The organism is Delftia sp. PE138 (assembly GCF_018320755.1).
Lineage (GTDB): Bacteria > Pseudomonadota > Gammaproteobacteria > Burkholderiales > Burkholderiaceae_C > Comamonas > Comamonas tsuruhatensis.
This window is the reverse complement of the sequence record NZ_JABEPN010000004.1, coordinates 1-19,688: the sequence shown is the minus strand read 5'-3', so window position 1 is coordinate 19,688 and position 19,688 is coordinate 1. Positions and strand designations below refer to the sequence as shown.

The following is a 19,688-nucleotide window of genomic DNA, read 5'->3' as shown; positions in this document are numbered from 1 at the left end:
AGCGCTGTGAGCGATTTATGCGAACAGCCAACCAAGGCTCCTTGAACGGGAAATCCATGCATTGCACCACGACGGCGCATCGAAGCATTTTTTCACATATCGCCCGCCTCGGAGCACCCGGAGTGTCGCGCTGGGTCATCATCCTTTCTTAGTCGCTGCGGCACATCAAGGCGCCGCGGCAGGCAGGCGGTAGTGATAGGCGTAGAGCGGATGAAAGCCCAGGCTTTCATACAGCCCGCGCGCCACCCGGTTGGGAGTCCTCACCTGCAGCTCGGCCCATTGCGCCCCCTGCGTCCGTCCCCAGTGCAGCAGGCCGCACACCAGCGCACGGCCCAGCCCCCGCCCGCGCATTGCAGGTGCGATGACGATGTCATACAGGCCCACGCAGCCGCGCTCCAGCACGGCCAGGCCGAACCCGGCCACCTCGCCCCCGACGCGCAGCGTGGCAAAGGCGGCGGGCCAGGCAATGGACTGCAGCATGTGGTGATGCGCCTGCCTGTGACGGGGCGGCACGGCGCCGGCCTCGGCAAAGCCTTGCAGCCAGGCCGCACCGGGCCGGGCATCCATGGCGAGGGTCCAGCCTTTTTCGTCCGCCGGCTGCGCCATGTCCGCCAAGGCTGCGCGCATCACGAGCGAAGGATCGGCCAGCAGGTAGCCGGCCTGCGCCAGCTGTGCATCGGCCTCGGGGCTGGCCAGGGGCGAGAGGCGGAAGACGGGCGGCAGGCCCTGGCGTTGGTAGAAGGCTTCGATCTGCGCCAGCAAGGCGCCAAGGCGGGCGCCGGGCTGATGGGCATTGGCGGAGTTGGCCCGCTTGGTATGGCCCTGCGCGGCGCGCAGCAGCCAGTCCCCGCAGAGCACGGTGCGCTGGGCCGGCCAGGCGTTGAAGCCGCGCTGCTCCACGCCGACCACCGTCTCGGGATCGCAGTCCACGGATGCGCGGTCATGAGCGAAAGACTTGGACATGCCCGCTTGTACCATGGCCGCACGCCGTGCCCGCCCATAATATGGCGCGCCGCCGCGCTGGCGGCAGGCACTCTTTTCCACTACTGCGATCGCCCCCGTTCGCCGGATTGCTCCATGACCACAGACACCTCCCAAGCTCCCCGACTCACCTCGCTGTCCCATGGCGGCGGCTGCGGCTGCAAGATTGCGCCGGGCCTGCTGGCGGAGCTGATCGGCAAGAGCGCGCTGCCCAAGCAGTTCTTCCCGGACCTGCTGGTGGGCACGGAGACCGCTGACGACGCCGCCGTCTACCGCATCAACGACGAGCAGGCCATCGTGGCGACCACGGATTTCTTCATGCCCATCGTGGACGATCCGTATGACTTCGGCCGCATCGCCGCGACGAATGCGCTGTCCGACATCTACGCCATGGGCGGCCAGCCGCTGATGGCCCTGGCCATCGTGGGCATGCCCATCAATGTGCTGCCGCACGACACCATTGCCAAGATCCTGGAAGGCGGCGAGTCGGTCTGCCGCGATGCCGGCATTCCACTGGCCGGCGGCCACTCCATCGACTCGGTCGAGCCCATCTACGGCCTGGTGGGCATCGGCATCGTCAACCCGCGCCAGATGAAACGCAACGCCGACGCCAAGGCCGGCGATGTGCTGATCCTGGGCAAGCCGCTGGGCGTGGGCATTCTGTCGGCCGCGCTCAAGAAGAACCTGCTGGACGAAGCCGGCTACCGCGCCATGGTGGAGGCAACCACCTTGCTCAACCGCCCCGGCACGGCGCTGGGCAAGATGGACGGCGTGCACGCGCTGACCGATGTGACGGGCTTCGGCCTGCTGGGCCATGGCCTGGAGCTGGCACGCGGCGCGGGCCTGACGGCGCGCATCGACAGCCGCAGCCTGCCCGTGCTTCCCACGGTGCAGGGCTTTGCCGAGCAGGGCGTCATTACGGGCGCCTCGGGCCGCAACTGGGCCTCATATGGCACGCAGGTGGTGCTGGGCGCCGGCATCACCGATGCCCAGCGCGCGCTGCTGACCGATCCGCAGACCTCGGGCGGCCTGCTCGTATCGTGCACGCCCGATGTGGCGGACCAGGTGCTTGCGCTGTTTGCCGAACAGGGCTTTGGCGATGCAGCCATCGTCGGCCGCATGGAAGCGGGCCAGGCCCGCGTCGTGGTGGACTGAGCCAGGCAACCAGTCAAGCGAAACGGGGGCCTGGGCCCCCGTTTGCATTGCATGCCTGATGCAGCCCCTTCAGGCGGGCACTGCATCACGCCGGACAGCGGATGTCACTCGCTCACGGTCTGCGTCTTGTAGGCCGGGCTGGCCTGGATGGCGCTGTCGGTGAACGGCAGCTTGAGCCACTGGCGCGCACCGTAGGCCTTGGTGTAGTCCGCATAGTGGGCCGAGGCAGGATCGTCCGACAGCGAGAAGGTCAGGAAGGTATGGGCCTCCACTCCGGCCGCCGGGAAGCTCACCACCTGCATGTAGCTGTTGCCGTGCGGCTGCCCGTCCATGCTGTAGCCGCCCTGCTCTATCTTGTTTTCCGAGCAGGTGATGGTGAAGTAGCCCACCTCGCCGCATCCGCCATACAGCGCCGTCTTCTCTCCGCCACGCTGCGAGAACAGCACGGTGCCACGCGCCGCATCCATGGCAAAGCCGCTGGCCTGCACGGCCTTCACTGCTTCGGCGAACGCCTTTTGCAGCGCCGCCTTGGCCGTGGGCTTGATGCCGCGCGGCGTGTTGACGGGGTCGGCCGCATCGAAGGGCACGGCATACAGGTCGGCCGATTTGATCTGGCTGGCCACGCGCTTCCAGAACTCGTCCCAGACATGGGAGCCCCTGGATGCCGCCGTGCCCGTGCCGTCCCAGGCCTGCAGCGCCGTGCAGGCAGCCGATACGTCCACCGTTTCACCCGCCGAGGACACGGGGCCTGGACAGACCTGGGCCAATGCCTCGTCCTTGAAACGCGCGCTGTACACACGGCTGTCCAGCACCATCTGGCGAACGATGTCGCTGGTGGCCATCTTGCCCGGATAGCCGTCCGTGCCCGCCAGCCGCTGCAGCGCCATGGTGTGGCCCAGGCGCGTGCGCAGGCTCTGGGCAGAAGAGGTGGAGCCGAAGATGGCCGGATAGCCGGTCAGCGGTGCCGAGGCATTGGACAGCCAGTAGCTGTCGTTCATGTTGCCCACGTAGTCGCCACGCAGCAGGCTGGGCATGCGTGCCGGGCCGATGGCGCCGGCCTGCACCGAATCCGCATCCGAGCCCCAGTCGCACTGGCTGCTGCCGCCGGCCAGCACCGGCACCTGGGGCAGCGCCGCGTTGATGGCCGCCGAGGCCGGCGTGGCGCAGGCCTGCAGCTGCGCGGGCGGCACGTTGGGCACGGCGCCTATGTCGGCATACCAGACCTGGGCGTTGCCGCGTCCCGCAGCGACGGTGTTGACCCAGGGAATGGCCGACTCCTCCTTCTGGATGCGGATGAACTCGTCCAGCGACTTGGCCTGGTTCCAGCGCAGCCAGTTGCGGAAGGTGCGGTAGTTGTAGGCGTTGATGTCGCGGATGGCGAACACGCTCTGCGTGGTCCAGCCCAGCGCCGGGTCCATGGCGCCCAGGTTGACCACGGGGCCGTGCACGGTCTTGTACAGCGTGCGCGTGACCTGGTCCTGCCCGCCGGAGGCATTGCGCACGCTCACGGTGATCTTGCTGGCCTGCATGGCCTCGGTCTTGCCGTCGCGCACATAGCGGGTCGGATCATTGGGGGCCAGCTGGTACATGAACAGGCCGAAGCGCCGCGCCGTGGACACGGTGTGGCTCCAGGCCACGTCGTTGTTGAAGCCGATCAGCACCATCGGGATACCCAGGAAGCTGGCGCCACTGACGTCGATCTCGCCCGGAATCGTGAGCTGCGATTGGTAAAAGCGGTCCGGCCCCTTCCAGTACCAGTGCGGATTGCCGAACAGCACGCTGCTGCCGCCCGTGGCCTGCTGGCCGAAGCCGTACATGTTGCTGCCTATGCCCGTGGTGCCGCCCACCTGCAATGATGGCGCCACCACCTGGCCCGGCTTGAGCGCGGCCAGCTGCGTCGCGGCCGACCGGCCCTTCGCCGGCTTGGCCGAGGCCGTTGCCGCCGCAGCCGCTGCAGGTGGCACGGCATTGGCGATCTGGGCCACGAAATTGCTGTAGCCGCCGGCAAGATTGGCCGTATACATGCGCCGCCAGATGTCCTGGGCCGTGATGGCCTGCACCCAAGGCTGGCCCGCGCAGGCCGCATTGGTCTTGGCCCCGGCCGGGGTCTCGCGCACCACGCGGTTGTAGCCTGCCACGAAGCCATCGACCAGTTGCTTGAGCTTGTCGGGCTGGGCCTGGATCATGGCGGCCACGGCGTCATCGGAGACGACATGGCGGAAGAAGAAGTCCGAATCGATGTTGCGCGGCCGGTCGATGGTGCTGTCATAGACGGCCTGGGCATCGCCGCCGAAGTGGCGCGAACGCTCCCCGCGGTAGGTCAGGAAGGAGTCGGCCATGGTGCACAGGTTGTCCTGCGCCTGGGCATAGCCCGCACCATAGCCCAGGCCCGTCCAGTCCTTGGCCTTGATGTGCGGAATGCCCATCTCCGTGCGGCGGATCTCCGCGCTGTACTTGCTGCCGGAGCCGTCTCCCGAACCGCCGCAGGCCGCCAAGGCGGCCAGGGCTATCAATGACAAGGGTTTCCATCCACTGCGAAGCGCTGGGTGCATGCTTTGTCTCCTGGTGTTATGCGTACACAAAGGCCCCGGTCTGCCACGGGGCCCGCATCAGCATAGGAGCGAGGCAATGCACTGCCTACCCGGCAGTTTCACTAGGAAATGTCTGATGCCCGACAGTCGATGTGGACAGCCACCCGGCTCTCCATCGGCCGGCACGGGCAGAAGACTCAGGCGGCAGATTCAGCCAGCTGGCCCAGCGCCGCCGTCATGCGCCGGTCGATCTTGCGGCTGAGCACCACCGAGGTATAGGTCTGCTGTATGCCGTCGATCAGGCCTATGCGGTCCAGCAGCGCGTCGAGCTTTTCGTTGCTCTCGCAGCGCACGAACACCATGTAGTCGTACTGGCCGCTGACGGCGGAGACCTCCTCGACCTCGGTGAAACGGTTGAGTGCCTGCATTACTGAAGTGGCGGTCTTGGGCTGCACGCGAATGCCGCAGTACGCGCGCACCGCAGACTGCTCCACGCGCGCACCCAGGCGAACGCCGTATCCGGCGATCACGCCTTCCTGCTCCAGCCGGGCAATGCGGGCCACCACCGTCGTGCGCGCCAGATTCATCTGCCGGGCCAGATGCGCGGTGGAAGCCCGCGCATTGGTCTGCAGCAGGCGCAGCAGTTGGCGGTCGGTTTCATCAAGACGGTATTCCATGCAGCTCCCTGGACGTCAACGGCAAGAGCCTATGGCGGCGGCTCGGACGTGTTCAACATTTCGGCAGAGATATCCACCAATCCGGCAATTCTATGCGCTGCAAATCGTCGCTTTCATCAACAAGATCCTCGTTTCATCCGATACCGCCGCATCTGGAATGCATCCCCATCCCGCATCGCCCAGCAGCGACGGCACATGGGCACCACCAGGCAAGAGTAATGGCTAGCAGAAACAAAAGTAACTAATTACAAATCCCCCGACACACCCCGATGCTCCGCCGCTGCATGTCACCCGGCTGGGACCTCGCATAAATACTTAGCATGCATCCCATCCTTCCTTTGGCGACGCTGCTCCGCGGGTAGGGCTGCCGCCTGCGGCCGTACTGGCCGGGCTCGACGGAACACGGCAAACCGCTTGGGAAGGCGCAGCACGCATGATGGATCAGTACTTGCAAATACATGCATTTCCGCTAGATTGGCCCCGAAGGCGTAAATTTTGTGAACTCAAGTTACCCCGCATCCGTCGGCTTCCGACGCATGGCCTGCCCGCAGTTACGCGGCTTGCCGCAGCACGCCAAAGGAGGGTTTTCCGATTTCCCGCTGCCCGCCGGACCGCTCGTTCCCCATGACAAGGGCATGCCCGGCATGCCCGACGAACGCGCGCAGTGTCCGGTGCCTCCATTCAGTCTCCACAGGGGAGACATATGTCATATCGCGCCGTATCTGGAGATCCGTGGATTTCACAAGCTGCAACGCCCTGGCGGGACAGCTTTGTGCTGGGCGGGGTGCTGTTTCTGTGCTCGGCCGTGGCGCTGGGCCTGCGCTCTCCGGGGCATCTGTCATCTCTGTGGCTGTCCAACGCCCTGCTCCTGGGCTGGATGCTGCGCAGCCCCGCCTACAGCCATAGACACTGCTGGACGGCGGCCGCCGTGGCCATGGCGTTGGCCGAATGGTTGTCGGGCAGCCCGCTTGACCAGACCCTGTGGCTGACTTTCGCCGATCTGGCAGCCGTGGCCTGCGGCTGGGTGATGATGCGGCGCCTGCCGCTGCGGGTGCGGCAGATGCGCTCCCCCTCATCGGTGCTGCACCTGGTGATGTGCAGCCTGCTTGTGAGCGTGGTCGGCGCCGTGCTGGGCTCGGTGGGCATGCACCAGCTGATGCATTGGCCCTGGCAGCCCATGATGGCCATGTGGTTCAGCAGCGAGCTGATGCACATGACCCTGTTGCTGCCCGTTCTGTTGAGCTTTCCCGCAAGCCTGGAGCCGCTGTCCTGGCGTGGCCAGCCGTTCAGGCAGACCGTGCAGGCCCTGCTGCCGCTGTTGGCCCTGGTGATCTCCGAGGCCATTGCCATCTACCTGGGCGGGCCGGGCGCGCTGTCCCTGAGCATGCCGGCCATGCTGCTGTGTGCCATGCGCTACCGGCTGTTCGTGGTCGCCCTGCTCAACCTCGCCAGCTGTGCCATCAAGCTGGCCACGTTTTCAGATGTACTGCTCACCTCGCCCAGTTCCGAACTGGAGACCACGTTCTCGTTCCGCCTGGGCCTGGCCATGCTGTCCATAGGCCCGCTGGCCGTGGCCTGCACGCTCATGGCCTTCAAGGACATGCTCAGCAAACTGCGCCATGCAGTGAACCACGATGCGCTGACCGGCCTGCTGGCACGCACCAGCTTTCTGGAGCGCGCTCAGCGCACGCTGGAGCGCCTGCAGCGCGAGCACCAGTCGGGCGCCATGCTGATGCTGGACCTGGACCACTTCAAGCACACCAACGACCGCCACGGCCATGCCGCTGGCGACCGGGTGCTGCAGGAAGTCTCGGCCCGCCTGTCGCAGGCGCTGCGCCCGCATGAACTCATAGGCCGCCTGGGCGGCGAGGAATTCGCCGTGCTGCTGCCTGGCGCCGACTGCGCCACGGCCAGCGCCGTGGCCCAGCGGCTGTGCGAAGCCACGCGCGAAATCCGCATCGAGACAAGCGATGGCGCAACCATCTGCCCCACGCTGAGCATTGGCATCGCCTGCACGAACATGGCCCAGCCGCCGCTGGGTTTGAGCGCCTTGCTGCGCACGGCCGACACGGCGCTGTACCAGGCCAAGGCCAGCGGCCGGGACCGGTATTTCGTGGCGGGCGAGCGGCCGGACGAGGCCGGTACACCGGCCTTTGCCTGCGAGCATTCCGGGGGCGCCAAGGCGGCCTGACACCAGGCGCCGCCTCGGCGTTTTGCCCGCGCTCAGCGCAGGCGGCGGGCGCCGTTTCCTTCGTCGAGCTTGAAGCCCGCCACGGCCTGGGCCAGCTGCACGGCCTGTTGCTGCAGCGATTGCGCAGCCGCCGTGACCTCTTCCACCAGGGCGGCGTTCTGCTGCGTGACCTGGTCCATCTGTCCAATGGCGCTACCCACCTCGGCAATGCCACGGCTTTGCTCCTGGCTGGCGTTGCTGATCTCGGCCACCAGCGTGCTGAGCTTGCGCACGCCGTCCACGGCCTGGTCGATGGTGGTGCCCGCATTGCGCACCAGCCGGCTGCCCGTGTCGATCTGGCCCACGGAATCGTCGATCAGCGCCTTGATCTCCCGCGCCGCCGTGGCGCTGCGCTGGGCCAGCGTGCGCACCTCGCTGGCGACCACCGCAAAGCCACGGCCCTGCTCGCCGGCACGGGCCGCTTCGACGGCAGCATTGAGCGCGAGGATGTTGGTCTGGAAGGCGATGGAGTCGATCACGCCGATGATGCTTTCGATCTTGCGTGCCGACGCCTCGATGCCACCCATGGTCTGCACCACCTGGCCCACGGCCTCACCGCCCTGCGTGGCGATCTGCGAGGCGCTGGTGGCCAGCTCGCTGGCCTGGCGGGCATTGGCCGCGTTTTGCTGCACGGTTGCCGTGATCTGCTCCATGGCGGCTGCCGTCTGCTCCAGCGAGCTGGCCTGCTGCTCGGTGCGTGACGACAGGTCCTGGTTGCCGCCCGCGATCTCGGCCGACGCCATGCGCACCGATTCCGACGATTCGCGAATGCGCAGCAGCACCGTGGCGATCTTGTCCACGAACTGATTGAAGGACTGGCCGATCTGCGCCAGTTCGTCCCGGCCTGCAGCCGTGAGGCGGCGGGTCAGATCGCCCTCGCCGGAAGCAATGTCCTGCAAGGCATCGCGCGCCACGGCCAGGCGCATGAGCATCCGGCGCAGCACCACGGTCAACAGCACGGCCGTACCCAGCACGGAAAGCGCGGTGATGAAGGCGGCCACCTGCAGCAGCGCGCTTACGGAATGCGTGGCCTGTGCGCGGTCGATCACCACGGCCAGCGTCCAGGGCGTGCCCTCCACCTTGGCGGCATAGACCATCTGCGGCTCTCCATCGAGCACCAGGTCGGCACGTCCGCCCTGCTCGGCCAGGCGCTTGATCAGGGCCGCATCGAGCTCCGGTGCAATCGCCGAAGCGGGCTTGAGCGCCAGCTCGGGCCTGGCGTAGGCCAGCAGACGGCCTTCGCCGTCCATCAGAAAGGCGAAGCTCTTTTCCTGGGGGCGTATGGCCGCCACTTTCCTGGACATGGCCGCCAGCCGCACATCGGTGCCGACGACGGCCGTGATCGCGCCCGAGGCCCCGACCGGATCGACAAAGCTGATCGTCAGCTCACCCGTGCTGGCGTCCACGTAGGCCGGCGTGACGCCCGGACGGCCTTCCCGCACGGCCTGCTTGAACCAGTCGCGCTGGGTGCCGTCGTAGTTCTCCGGCATGGGATGGGTGAACACGGCACGCTTGTCCGCATGCACGAAGTAGGCGTCATCGAAGCCGCCGGCCTGCTGGCCTGCCAGCAGGAAAGGAATCGGGTCAGGCTGTTGCACCGCCGTTTTCAGCGAGCCGGTGATGCGCTGCTTGTCCTGGACCCAGTCGGTCAATGCGGCTGCATGGGCCTGCGTGAGCTGGCCGATGTTTTCGTCGATGCCGGACAGCGTGCTGCCGCGCGCCGTCCAGAAGGTGGCCATGGACAGCGCGAACAGCGCGGCCACTGTGATTGCCACGCAGATGAGGATCAGGCGGGCACGAAGTGTTTGAAACATGATGCGTAGTAAAGGCAAAAACGAGGGCTGTGGATGCCCACCGAGCCTATCCGAGACACACCGGCCGCCAGAGCTCAAAGAGTGCGTACTTGCCCTTGCAATTGCACGCTTCCTGGCTGCAGGTGATCCGCTGCCCCCTTCGAGCAAGCAGCGCTTTGCTCGCAACGCCACCGGAGCCTGAGTCGTCAGGTTTTTGCAAGTTATCGTCACATCCTGGACGGATGCATGCTATAGTGTCAATTTGTAACACATACATTTCCCGCCCTGCAGGCGGAATCTTTTTGTCGCAAACGCCAGGGCCTTGCAACAGGGTCCTGCCGTTTGCGCCGCGCACCCTGTGTTTTTCCCTCCCTCATATTTTTGGGGTGCACCATGCGGCCTTTTCTTGCCCTTCCTGGACTGCCATGGATCCATGAAGGCCCCTGACCAGGATCGGCAGGGAGCAGGATACAAAATGTTTCATCTTGATGCAAAGATGCCGATAAGCAGGCAGACCTGTCATTCAAGGGGAGAGAAACATGAAGCGATGCATCATCAAAGTGGCCGGCGCCTGCTACACGGCCCTGTTTCCCAGCACCTGCGCAGCGGTGGCAGATGCGATGACCCGGTTTCCATACGCCACAAAAATCAGCGTCAGACTCGCCTAGACTCAGGCAACATGGGAACCTGTTCTCAAACAGGCTCTCTGACAATACGCCTGTCGTCATCCGGGTGTTGCGCGGCAGTGTAGGCTCACTTTGCCAAAAGCTCTCCCGGATTCCTTTATATTGGCAGATCAACATTCATTGATATACATGACCACAGATTACAAGACACTGCTGCAGCAGAAAGCCCAGCTCGAAGCCCAGATCGCCGAAGTGCTCAAGACCGAAAAGTCCGGAGCCATTGCCCAGGTGCGCACCATCATCGACCAATACGGATTGACCGAGGCCGATGTCTTTCCCTCGTCCAAAGCCAAGACTGGCGCTGGTTTCCGCGTGGTCGGCGTTCCCAAGTACCGCGATCCCGCCACCGGTGCGACCTGGACCGGCCGCGGCAAGCAGCCCCGCTGGATTGAAGGCAAGGACCGCACTCCCTTCGCCATATGAGATGCGGCCTGCCACGCCTTCCGGCAGCCACGAAGCTGCGACAGAGCCCGCCAAGTGCGGGCTTTTTGTTGCCAGAAGCAAGGGGTTAACCCTATTGCCCAGAAGTTACAAATTCTTCAATGTAGTGCTGATGTGTGAGCCGAGAGGTGCCTGCATGTTTCGGTACCCAAGCAATCACAACAAGGGAAACAGCAGGTATCGCACAGGGAACTGTCCTACACCTGCACTCTCCAAAATCATGATGCCCACTTCAGTGCAGCACCCGCAAGCCAGGGGCATCCCGTCACGCAACGGCAAGGCCCTAACGGCCACTGGAGCAATCCGCCACCACCACGAACCATTTTCCAGCCGAGCCAGGGAGACTATCTCCTCCCTCCCCTCTCACTGACTTACCCTGGCAGGCCCGCAAGGGCCACGGCTTTTCTCTGCAACAGGACCGCCCCGGCGGTCCTTTTTTTCTGCACGCGCTATCGCAGGGCTGGCACAGCGTTGCCAACCTTGAATACGGCCACCATACCCGACAGGCGCTGCGCCTGGTCGCTCAGTGCGGCCGCTGCCGCTGCGGACTCCTCCACCAGGGCCGCGTTTTGCTGCGTCATCTGGTCCAGATGGCTGACGGCCTGGTTGACCTGGCCAATACCGTCGCGCTGCTCGGTGGAAGACGCCGTGATCTCGCCAATCATGTCCGAGACCTTGCGCACGCTGCCCACGATGTCATCCATCACCTGGCCGGCCTGGGCGACCTGGGCAGAGCCTTCCTGCGCGGCATCGACCGAGGTGCTGATCAGCCCCTTGATCTCCTTGGCAGCCTCTGCGCTGCGATGGGCCAGGGCCCGCACTTCGCCAGCCACGACAGCGAAGCCACGGCCCTGCTCACCCGCGCGGGCCGCTTCCACGGCGGCATTGAGCGCGAGGATGTTGGTCTGGAAAGCAATGGAGTCGATCACGCCGATGATGTCGGAGATGCGGCGTGCGCTGTCGCTGATGCGGTCCATGCTAGCCACCACATGGCCCACCACGGCGCCCCCGCGCTCGGCCGCCTGGGCGGCGCTGCCGGCCAGGTGATTGGCCTGGCGCGCGGTGTCGGCGGCCTGGCCCACGGTCGCGGTCAGTTGCTCCATGCTGGCGGCCGTTTCCTCCAGGTTCGACGCCGTCTGCTCGGTGCGCGAAGACAGGTTGTGATTCCCGGCGGCAATCTCGGTGGATGCAGTGGAGATCGAGTGCACGCTGTCACGCACCTCCGTCACCAGGCCACGCAGCCGTGCCGCCATGCCCGAGACCGAGCGCAGCAGATGACCGAATTCGTCCTTGCGGCTGTCCTCGGCCGACACGGTAAGGTCGCCCTGCGCAATGGCATCGGTCAGTTGCACGGCTCGCTCCAGCGGACGCGTGATGGCACGCGTCAGCACGAAGGCCAGCGCCAGTCCGGCCAGGAGCACCACGCCCTGGACAATCCAGGCCAGCACACTGGCCTGTTGGCGCGCGGCCTGGGCCTGCTCCATGGCCGCATCGCGCTGGCTGCGCTGCAGCTGCACGAAGACTTCCAGCGAGTCCACATAGCGGCTGATGGCACCCAGGTACTGTTGCTGGACGAACTCGCGGAACGCCGCGGCATCGCCCGTCAACTTGATCTCGCGGGCCCGCTTGTTCAGCGCCAGCACCTCGGCACGGATGCTGGCGATGCGCTCTAGCGCAGCCTTGTCGGCCTCGCTGGCACCCTTGACGATCTCGGCCTGCAGCTTGGTGATCAGGCCAGAGCCCTCCTTGACCCGGCCGTCGAGCAGGCGCGTCAATTCCTCATCGGTGGAGGCATTGCTGGCCAGCACCCGCTCGCCCGTGGTTTCCGTTGCGCCCTTCCATTGAATGGCCAGACCGATGCGGTTCTCATATTCGGACAGCGTCTGCATGCCCTGGTCCATGGCGCGGGCCGCCGCAAACTGTGCCCACAGCGATACCGCAAGCATCATCGCCAACAAGCCGCCCAGCGTGCCCCAAAGCTTGGCGGACACGCTCCATTGATCAAATTTCATTCGTAGAACTCTCGTCGGAAAAACTGAACAGAGGAAAGGTGAAACAACAGGCCACGCGCACTAGCGCTGGCCGTCTTCCGGTGAAAAGCCCCGCCATATCGACATGGCCCATCAATCCGGAAAAGATGACTTGCTTTTTCGTCAGAAATACCCGGAACTTGAGGCTGCGCGCGGGCAGACCCGATATCACCCGCTGTGCACAACGCGGAACAGTGCATATGCAGTGGCAAGCGCCGGTGACATCGGATGCAAAATGCAATGACGCTTGCGGCTGCCACGCCATTGAATGCCTGGGCTTGGAAGCTGCCAGCTGCCGTCTTTCGCACCTGCAAGTGCATAACACGCTGTGGATGTGTCACTCGATACCGATCGCCTCTATGTACTGATTGCGCCGCTGAGCATTTTGCTGCTCAGCTGCACGCTGGCCGTGTGCTGGCTGGTGCAGCGTCGCCAGCGCTATCTGCTGTGGATTGCCGGCGGCTATGCCCTGGTTTCCCTGGCGCTTGCATGGCAGAGCATTGCCCCCCCCGAACAACTCCACCATTGGGCCGTGTACACAGGCGCCATGTACCTGTTTGGCACCTGGTGCTTTGCGCGCTGCATGGCGGGGCGTTACGGGGTCTCGGCCCATCCCGTGCTGGGTTTGCTCATAGGTGCGGTGGTTCTGGCCGCGCTGTACTACTACAGCCGGATCCAGGTCGATCTGTGGGTACGCGTGCATTGGCTCAACACAGGCCTGGGCCTGCTGCAGTTGCTGCCGGCGCCCGCCATGCTGCGGCGCCGGCCACCGCAGGATTGGCTGGAGAGAATGCTCTACTGGTCCTACGTGGTGTTTGCCGGCTACACCGCCGCCCGGCCGCTGCTGGTGCTGGCCCTGGGCAGCACCGACCTCAATGAGATTGCTCGCTCCACCTACTGGCTGGTGACTCTGGTCAGCACGCTGTCGTTTGCTCTGCTGTTCACCCTGATGCTGCTGGCCTGCACGGTGCGCGATGTCTTCACCGCTCTGCGCCAGGAGCGCAACCACGACTCGCTGACCAACCTGCTCAACCGTCGCGCCTTCCAGGAGGCCGCCGAGCTGCGCCTGGCCGATTCGCACATGGCGCCGGTTTCCGTGCTGATCGGCGACATAGACCACTTCAAGCGCATCAACGACAGCTGGGGCCATGACTGTGGCGACCGCGTTCTGCAGGCCGTGGCCAGGACCTTGCAGCAGCATGTGCGCAGCGACGATCTGGTCTCACGCTTTGGCGGCGAGGAATTCGTGCTGCTGCTGATGCGCACCACGCCCGAGGAGGCCGAGCGCGTGGCCGAGCGCATACGCGCTCAGCTCAGCGCGGACGGCTATGTGCTGGCAGCCGGCCAGCGGATCACCATCAGCTTCGGCATCGCCCCCGTGGCCGCCAACACCGCCCTGACCGATGCGCTGACGCGCGCCGACGCCCTGCTCTACTCCGCCAAGCAGGCAGGCCGTGACCGTGTGCACGTGGCCGCGGACCCCGGCCGCAAGCTGCCCCAGACCGCCTGATAAAGGAAGCAAGGAACGCCTTGCTCGGGCTTGCGCCCGTCAAAACTCGCTGAAAAGAAAAGCCCGCCAGGGAGTGGCGGGCTTGTTCGTCATCAAGGCAGCGTGGGCGCCTTACTTTTTCGCATCCTTCAGGGCTTCCTTCACATCGCCCAGCTTTTTCTGAGCCGTGCCTTCGACCTGCTTGGCAATGCCCTTGGCCTGCTGTTCGGGGCTGTCGATCAACTCGCCAGCCTTTTGCTGCACCTTGCCTGCGGCATCCTTGAGCGTGCCCTTGATCTGATCCGTGTTCATAGCTGCGTCCTTTGCTGCAAGAGCTTCTAAAAAAGGGATGGATCCTTGCAGACCCGACGCAACGATAAGCGCGCCCCGCAAGGACAGGCGCCAGCTCTCGGCAACGATGAGCGTGGTCTCAGGCCTACAGCCTCATCTCTTCCCCGGAGCGCGGCCTGCCGCCATGCCTGTTTCGGAGCGCAGGCGTTTCAGCGCCTCGTCCACCACCGCTTCCTTGTGCGCCTCGAACAGGCCTGCCGCAGCGTCCTTGTGCTCTTGCAGCAACTGGCACAGGCGCGAAATTTCCTCTCTCAATCCCGCCGCACCCTGCTCGACCCCGGCCTGGTCGGCATCGCCGGCTTCGTCCAATTCGAAGCTGCGCCGTATGCGCGCAACGATTTCTGCATTCATGGAACGGTGGCCGGCCTTTGCCGCTTCCGAGATGCGATCACGCATGCCATCCGGAAAACGGACGATGAAGCGCTCCTGGGTTTCGCTGGGAAAGGGTTTGCGTTGCATTGCGCGATGGTACCTGCCGGATGCAAATTCAGATTCATGCCTAGTTGACATGATTCCAAGTTGGCATAAAACTCGAAACGACCCGCCCGGGGGCTGTGCAAGCCCACATCCACGCCCTCGAACCACCAGCCCTGAATCCAGGACACATTGCGCAAGGACAGAACCATGCCGGACACAGACATGCCAGCCTCCGTGCATCCTGCGCAGGCCGTCGCCAGCCCGCCCGACCCTGAGACCCTGGCAACAGACGCGCTATGCCACATCAGCGCAGCGCTGAGCGTGCTGGAAATGCATGTGGAAAGATCCAGCCGCGCCATGGTTATCGGTGTCCGCGACCTGCTGCGCGGCTATCACCACAAGGCGGACCGCGCCGCTGCCGAGCAGCCGGTGGAGGCCCTGGCCAGCAGCGTGCTGCCACAGATGTCCGCCGATCTTCAGGGCCTGCTGGAAATCATTGACCGCGTGAACGACGACGAGACGGACGACCCCATCCTCTATGCCGTGAGCTACCTGCTCAGGGCGGCCAAGAGATTCTCGGATGCGGCGGCGCAGGCCTAGCAGCCTGCGCATCGCCGCTTTCCATCACTCCTCGTTGGTCCACTCCACCCGAGCGCCCAGACTGCGCAGGTTCTCCACGAAGTGCGGATGCGCCCGGCGGATCGGCGTGGCGTTGCGGATCTCCGAGCGGCCCTCGATGCTGCTGGCAACCATGAACAGCGCAATCGCCACGCGGATGATGTAGGGGCTCTCCACCACGGCCGGCGTCAGCGGATTGCCGCCGAAGGTGACCACACGATGCGGGTCCGAAGAAAACACATGGGCGCCGAACTTGGACAGCTCTCCCGTCCAGCCCAGCGCGCCGTCGTAGATCTTGTTCCAGAACAGCGCATTGCCCTGCGCATGCACGCCCAGCGCAATGAAGATGGGCAGCAGATCCACCGGAAAGTACGGCCACGGCGCAGCCTCGACCTTGGTGAGCACATTGCTGGTGAACGGCGTCTGCACCTTCAGCGGCCCCGAGCGCAGCGCGCGTGACCAGCCGTTCTTGTGCTCCACCTGCACGCCAAACTTGGCGAAGGTGCGGTCGATCAGCGGAAAGTTGTCCGGCGTGCTGTTGCGCACCTCCACATCGCCGCCCGTGATCGCGCCCAGCGCGAGAAAGGTGGTGATCTCGTGGAAGTCTTCCTCGAAGGTGAACTCGCCGCCGCTCAGCGGCGCGCCGCCACGCACCGTCAGCCGCGAGGTGCCGATGCCGTCGATGTCGGCACCCATCATCACCATGAAGCGGCAAAACTCCTGCACATGCGGCTCGCAGGCCGCATTGGTCAGCATGGACTCGCCCTGCGCGGCCACGGCGCACAGCACGAAATTCTCTGTCGCCGTGACGGAGGCGTAGTCCAGCCAGTGGCGCACGGCCTTGAGCGGCTGTGCGCTGTGGATCAGCAGCGAGCCGCTGGCGCGCTCCACCTCACCTCCGAAGGAGCGGAAGATGTCCACGTGCGGATCGATCTCACGCACGCCCAGCGTGCAGCCCTTGACGTTGTCCTCCAGCCGCGCCACGCCAAAGCGCGCCAGCAGCGGCGGCACCAGCATGATGGAAGAGCGCATCTCCTCCGGCAGGCGATGCGACGATGCATCAAAGCGCGTATCGCGATGATGCAACTGCAGCGTGCGTGTGGTTTCGTCCAGCTGCACCTCGCTGCCCAGCGTGCGGAAGATGTCCAGGATCTTGCGCACATCGGTGATGTCCGGCACGCCATGCAGCCGCAGCGGCTGATCGGTCAATAGCGTGGCGCACAGGATCGGCAACACGGCATTCTTGTTGGCGGAAGGAACGACGCGGCCGCGCAAGGGCGTGCCGCCGTGGACGATGAGATTGGACATGGGGGTGCAGCGCAAGCAGCGAAAGGACAACGCGTGATTCTAGGGTTGCCAAGCCCCCCCGGCGGACCTGCATCGGCTGCGCGCACCCGCTGTTTCAACAGGTTTCTTCTCTGGATCGCCAACCCGACAACAAAGCGTCAGGCTCTGCCCTGGAGTTCGTGCCCGTAGACGATGAAGCCACGATGCTCGGCCACCTGGTCATACAGCGCACGGCCCGCTTCGTTGGAAGACTGCGTCTGCCAGTAGACACGGCGCGCTCCCGCCAGGGATGCCTGCTCGTAGACCGCGCGGATGAGCGACTTGCCTATGCCCTGCTTGCGCCGGCGTGCATCGGCAAACAGATCCTGCAAATAGCACACGGGCTCCAGCCGCGTCGTGCTGCGGTGGAACAGGTAGTGCGCCAGGCCCACCAGCTCACCCTCGCTCTCTGCCACCAGCGCAAACACCGGCTCCAGCGGATTGAGAAAGCGCTCCCAGGTCGCCTGCGTGATGTCATCGGGCAGCGCCGTCTCGCCAGCGCGCCCGTAAAAGGCGTTGTAGCCCTGCCAAAGAGGAAGCCATTGCTGATGGTCCGCCTGTGCAACGGGCCGGATCTGAAGCGTGGGAACGGAGGACATGGAACTCCTGGCAAATGAGATGGGGATCCCGAATTCTAGGGACTGCCAGCCGCCGCAAAGCCGTTGCAGACGCGCTGCTCACACCTGTGAAGACCTGCGGACAGGCCGCACAGCGCGTGCGCAAAACACATACGCAGCGTACAGACCCGGCCTACATGCGGCCACAAACTTGACCCGCACGGAAACGCCGCGAAACCAATTGAAATAGATCCCGTCAGAGGCCGCGCTCCCCAAAGGCTTCCGAAATCACATGACGGAGATACAAGATGCATCGAGTCGTTCCCACAGAAAGCTTCAACCCGGACCCGGATGCCCGCTACCACCGCAGCCTGCTGGAAGCCTTTCCCGTGCGCGGCGGCCAGCAGCTGTTGCTGCTGCGCATGGAGCCACGGCCTCTGCTGCAACGCCTTTCAATGCTCGGGCTGCGCATTCTGAACCGCATCCGCAATTGAACTGGCAAGAACCACCAAACACTCCCGAGAGCTGCACGATGCGCCACCTCTTCCTCGTCTTCCTGTGGTCTGCAATCTGCGCCATCTCCTTTGCGGTGGCGATGCTGGCCAGCCCCATGTTCAGCCACGCCATCTGACAGCGGTGCCCTCTGCACCCGCATGCGCGCAGGCCCATGCGCGGCATCTCCAATGACCGCCAGTTTGCCGGCCCGCCTTTTCACAAGGCGGCCATTTCTGACCTGGGTACGAATGACGCACTACACTGCGCCAGTCCATTTGCCTGCAAAGGAGTTGCCATGAAGAAACGCAGACTGCAGATTCACCCCGTAGTGGGCGCATTGCTGATGGGAATTGCCGGCCTTACGGCCCTGCCCAGCACCTGGGCCTGCACCCGCCTTGTCTTTCTTGGTGCGAATGGCCAGGTCGTCACCGCGCGCTCCATGGATTGGAAAAGCGACATCGTCAGCAATCTCTGGGTGCTCCCGCGTGGAATGGAGCGCTCAGGCAAGGCAGGCCCCAACTCGTTGCGCTGGACGTCCAAATACGGGAGCGTCATCACCTCGGGCTATGACGTCTCCACCACCGATGGAGTCAATGAAGCCGGCCTCAACGCCAACCTGCTCTGGCTGGTGGAGTCCCAATACCCGGCCTTCGGTGCGGGCAGCAAGCCTGGCCTGACCATTGCAGCCTGGGCGCAATACGTGCTAGACAACTTCGCCACCGTCCAGGAAGCCGTTGCGGCGCTGGAGAAAGAACCTTTCACCATCGTCTCCGACAACGTTCCCGGAGAGAACCGGCTGACGACGCTGCATCTCTCGATGTCCGACGCCAGCGGCGACAGCGCCATCGTCGAGTACATCAATGGCCGGCAGGTGATACATCACGGCCGGCAATACCAGGTCATGACCAATTCACCGACGTTTGATCAGCAGTTGGCTCTCAACACCTATTGGCAGCAAGTGGGCGGCACCACCATGCTGCCCGGCACCAATCGCGCCGCCGATCGATTTGCCCGCGCATCCTTCTACGTCAACGCCATCCCCAAAAGTCAGGACCCCAACAAGGCGCTGGCCAGCGTCTTCAGCGTGATCCGCAACGCCTCGGTGCCCTACGGCCTGAATACGCCGGAGGAGCCCAATATCTCGTCAACCCGCTGGAGAACCGTTTTCGACCACCAGCGCAAGCTCTACTTCTTCGAATCAGCGTTGACGCCAAATACCTTCTGGATAGACCTCAAGGCACTCGACTTCAGCCAGAAAACCGGCAAGGTTCTCAAGCTGGATCTGGGCCCAGACCAGAACCACACCTTCTCGGGCGATGCCACGCGGCAGTTTCAGGAATCATTACCGTTTCAATTTCTAGGCATCTAGGGAAAAAAAAGCGAGCAGAAACACCAAATCAACAACGGCCGCTGGCGGCCCCCAACATTGCACGGTGCCTGCAGGCATCACAACCATGACCGTTACCGTCATCGGCGGGGGCGGCGCGATGGAAGGGCCCGTCAGGGCAGGCCTCGGCACTGATCGGAGTTCTTCCTGCAAACCGCGCCCGTCGGGTGCGCCCAAGCGGAAAATCATCTGGTAGCCTGCATGCAAGCGAGGCGATCAGTGCCTCTTAGAGCGGCTAACACCACTTGGTCAGAAGCCCCCCGCAGAGCGTTATGCTCGCTGCCCTCATGGCACGACGACCCGTAAGCAAAGAACTGTGGCGACAGCTACAACCTCTCATCCCAGCCTTCGTACCTTCCTCCAAAGGCGGTGCGCGCAAGCTCGCAGTCAGCGATGAAGCCGCCCTCAACGGCATCCTGTTTGTGTTGCAAACAGGCATTCCGTGGGAAGACCTTCCCCAATCCCTTGGGTACGGCAGCGGCATGACTTGCTGGCGCCGCCTGCGCGACTGGAACGCTGCTGGT

General features: G+C 64.5%; 17 protein-coding genes. 8 read left to right on the top strand and 9 right to left on the bottom strand.

The window, feature by feature from the left end; translation table 11 throughout:
• Nucleotides 1-165 precede the first annotated feature (165 nt).
• The gene (locus HFGMBDPB_RS15055; protein ID WP_133072359.1) at nt 166-978 is read right to left on the bottom strand and encodes a GNAT family N-acetyltransferase; all 813 of its coding nucleotides are present in this window, start codon (nt 976-978) and stop codon (nt 166-168) included.
• A 99-nt stretch (nt 979-1,077) separates the two neighbouring features.
• Between HFGMBDPB_RS15055 and selD the strand changes: the two genes are divergently transcribed.
• Entirely contained in the window at nt 1,078-2,136 is a 1,059-nt protein-coding gene (gene selD, locus HFGMBDPB_RS15050) for a selenide, water dikinase SelD (RefSeq protein ID WP_016446845.1), read from the top strand.
• A gap of 104 nt (nt 2,137-2,240) precedes the next feature.
• On the opposite strand, the gene HFGMBDPB_RS15045 is transcribed toward selD, so the two are convergent.
• Both HFGMBDPB_RS15045 and HFGMBDPB_RS15040 read right to left on the bottom strand, forming a co-directional pair.
• Nucleotides 2,241-4,688: a penicillin acylase family protein gene (locus HFGMBDPB_RS15045; RefSeq protein ID WP_212645672.1), complete on the bottom strand. Its 2,448-nt coding sequence runs from the start codon at nt 4,686-4,688 to the stop codon at nt 2,241-2,243.
• A gap of 176 nt (nt 4,689-4,864) precedes the next feature.
• A complete protein-coding gene (locus HFGMBDPB_RS15040) occupies nt 4,865-5,344 on the bottom strand; it encodes an Lrp/AsnC family transcriptional regulator (RefSeq protein WP_074923365.1) in 480 nt (159 codons plus the stop codon).
• Between the two features lie 703 nt (nt 5,345-6,047).
• Here HFGMBDPB_RS15040 and HFGMBDPB_RS15035 point away from each other — a divergent pair.
• Entirely contained in the window at nt 6,048-7,535 is a 1,488-nt protein-coding gene (locus HFGMBDPB_RS15035; protein WP_209800631.1) for a GGDEF domain-containing protein, read from the top strand.
• 32 nt (nt 7,536-7,567) lie between these two features.
• On the opposite strand, the gene HFGMBDPB_RS15030 is transcribed toward HFGMBDPB_RS15035, so the two are convergent.
• Entirely contained in the window at nt 7,568-9,388 is a 1,821-nt protein-coding gene (locus HFGMBDPB_RS15030; RefSeq protein WP_016454855.1) for a methyl-accepting chemotaxis protein, read from the bottom strand.
• A gap of 794 nt (nt 9,389-10,182) precedes the next feature.
• Between HFGMBDPB_RS15030 and HFGMBDPB_RS15025 the strand changes: the two genes are divergently transcribed.
• On the top strand, nt 10,183-10,476 hold the full coding sequence (locus HFGMBDPB_RS15025) for an H-NS histone family protein (protein ID WP_016446839.1): 294 nt from the start codon (nt 10,183-10,185) through the stop codon (nt 10,474-10,476).
• 467 nt (nt 10,477-10,943) lie between these two features.
• On the opposite strand, the gene HFGMBDPB_RS15020 is transcribed toward HFGMBDPB_RS15025, so the two are convergent.
• Nucleotides 10,944-12,506: a methyl-accepting chemotaxis protein gene (locus HFGMBDPB_RS15020; protein ID WP_212645671.1), complete on the bottom strand. Its 1,563-nt coding sequence runs from the start codon at nt 12,504-12,506 to the stop codon at nt 10,944-10,946.
• Between the two features lie 352 nt (nt 12,507-12,858).
• On the opposite strand from HFGMBDPB_RS15020, the gene HFGMBDPB_RS15015 reads away from it, so the two are divergent.
• Nucleotides 12,859-14,034 carry a GGDEF domain-containing protein gene (locus HFGMBDPB_RS15015; protein WP_227468596.1) on the top strand — a complete coding sequence of 392 codons (1,176 nt, stop codon included), beginning with the start codon at nt 12,859-12,861 and terminating at the stop codon, nt 14,032-14,034.
• Between the two features lie 111 nt (nt 14,035-14,145).
• Here the strand turns inward: HFGMBDPB_RS15015 and HFGMBDPB_RS15010 are convergent, their stop codons facing one another.
• Both HFGMBDPB_RS15010 and HFGMBDPB_RS15005 read right to left on the bottom strand, forming a co-directional pair.
• Complete coding sequence (locus HFGMBDPB_RS15010) at nt 14,146-14,325, bottom strand: CsbD family protein (RefSeq protein ID WP_016446836.1); 180 nt, start codon at nt 14,323-14,325, stop codon at nt 14,146-14,148.
• Between the two features lie 132 nt (nt 14,326-14,457).
• Nucleotides 14,458-14,823 carry an Arc family DNA-binding protein gene (locus HFGMBDPB_RS15005; protein WP_016446835.1) on the bottom strand — a complete coding sequence of 122 codons (366 nt, stop codon included), beginning with the start codon at nt 14,821-14,823 and terminating at the stop codon, nt 14,458-14,460.
• A gap of 165 nt (nt 14,824-14,988) precedes the next feature.
• On the opposite strand from HFGMBDPB_RS15005, the gene HFGMBDPB_RS15000 reads away from it, so the two are divergent.
• Nucleotides 14,989-15,381 carry a hypothetical protein gene (locus HFGMBDPB_RS15000; RefSeq protein ID WP_209671306.1) on the top strand — a complete coding sequence of 131 codons (393 nt, stop codon included), beginning with the start codon at nt 14,989-14,991 and terminating at the stop codon, nt 15,379-15,381.
• 24 nt (nt 15,382-15,405) lie between these two features.
• Here the strand turns inward: HFGMBDPB_RS15000 and HFGMBDPB_RS14995 are convergent, their stop codons facing one another.
• Nucleotides 15,406-16,707, bottom strand: a complete 1,302-nt coding sequence (locus tag HFGMBDPB_RS14995; protein WP_016454857.1) for a UDP-N-acetylglucosamine 1-carboxyvinyltransferase — start codon at nt 16,705-16,707, stop codon at nt 15,406-15,408.
• A 137-nt stretch (nt 16,708-16,844) separates the two neighbouring features.
• On the bottom strand, nt 16,845-17,324 hold the full coding sequence (locus tag HFGMBDPB_RS14990) for a GNAT family N-acetyltransferase (protein WP_016454858.1): 480 nt from the start codon (nt 17,322-17,324) through the stop codon (nt 16,845-16,847).
• A gap of 266 nt (nt 17,325-17,590) precedes the next feature.
• Between HFGMBDPB_RS14990 and HFGMBDPB_RS14985 the strand changes: the two genes are divergently transcribed.
• From HFGMBDPB_RS14985 to HFGMBDPB_RS14975, 3 genes are all read left to right on the top strand, one after another.
• The gene (locus HFGMBDPB_RS14985; RefSeq protein WP_016446831.1) at nt 17,591-17,776 is read left to right on the top strand and encodes a hypothetical protein; all 186 of its coding nucleotides are present in this window, start codon (nt 17,591-17,593) and stop codon (nt 17,774-17,776) included.
• Between the two features lie 296 nt (nt 17,777-18,072).
• Nucleotides 18,073-19,146, top strand: a complete 1,074-nt coding sequence (locus HFGMBDPB_RS14980; RefSeq protein ID WP_016446829.1) for a linear amide C-N hydrolase — start codon at nt 18,073-18,075, stop codon at nt 19,144-19,146.
• 305 nt (nt 19,147-19,451) lie between these two features.
• A partial coding sequence (locus tag HFGMBDPB_RS14975) for a transposase (RefSeq protein WP_249343495.1) occupies nt 19,452-19,688 on the top strand: 237 nt, incomplete at its 3' end.

Bases quoted from the DNA above. Each gene is read 5' to 3' on its own strand.
- HFGMBDPB_RS15055 (WP_133072359.1), bottom strand. From the start codon at position 978: ATGGTACAAGCGGGCATGTCCAAGTCTTTCGCTCATGACCGCGCATCC.
- selD (WP_016446845.1), top strand. From the start codon at position 1,078: ATGACCACAGACACCTCCCAAGCTCCCCGACTCACCTCGCTGTCCCAT.
- HFGMBDPB_RS15045 (WP_212645672.1), bottom strand. From the start codon at position 4,688: ATGCACCCAGCGCTTCGCAGTGGATGGAAACCCTTGTCATTGATAGCC.
- HFGMBDPB_RS15040 (WP_074923365.1), bottom strand. From the start codon at position 5,344: ATGGAATACCGTCTTGATGAAACCGACCGCCAACTGCTGCGCCTGCTG.
- HFGMBDPB_RS15035 (WP_209800631.1), top strand. From the start codon at position 6,048: ATGTCATATCGCGCCGTATCTGGAGATCCGTGGATTTCACAAGCTGCA.
- HFGMBDPB_RS15030 (WP_016454855.1), bottom strand. From the start codon at position 9,388: ATGTTTCAAACACTTCGTGCCCGCCTGATCCTCATCTGCGTGGCAATC.
- HFGMBDPB_RS15025 (WP_016446839.1), top strand. From the start codon at position 10,183: ATGACCACAGATTACAAGACACTGCTGCAGCAGAAAGCCCAGCTCGAA.
- HFGMBDPB_RS15020 (WP_212645671.1), bottom strand. From the start codon at position 12,506: ATGAAATTTGATCAATGGAGCGTGTCCGCCAAGCTTTGGGGCACGCTG.
- HFGMBDPB_RS15010 (WP_016446836.1), bottom strand. From the start codon at position 14,325: ATGAACACGGATCAGATCAAGGGCACGCTCAAGGATGCCGCAGGCAAG.
- HFGMBDPB_RS15005 (WP_016446835.1), bottom strand. From the start codon at position 14,823: ATGCAACGCAAACCCTTTCCCAGCGAAACCCAGGAGCGCTTCATCGTC.
- HFGMBDPB_RS15000 (WP_209671306.1), top strand. From the start codon at position 14,989: ATGCCGGACACAGACATGCCAGCCTCCGTGCATCCTGCGCAGGCCGTC.
- HFGMBDPB_RS14995 (WP_016454857.1), bottom strand. From the start codon at position 16,707: ATGTCCAATCTCATCGTCCACGGCGGCACGCCCTTGCGCGGCCGCGTC.
- HFGMBDPB_RS14990 (WP_016454858.1), bottom strand. From the start codon at position 17,324: ATGTCCTCCGTTCCCACGCTTCAGATCCGGCCCGTTGCACAGGCGGAC.
- HFGMBDPB_RS14985 (WP_016446831.1), top strand. From the start codon at position 17,591: ATGCATCGAGTCGTTCCCACAGAAAGCTTCAACCCGGACCCGGATGCC.
- HFGMBDPB_RS14980 (WP_016446829.1), top strand. From the start codon at position 18,073: ATGAAGAAACGCAGACTGCAGATTCACCCCGTAGTGGGCGCATTGCTG.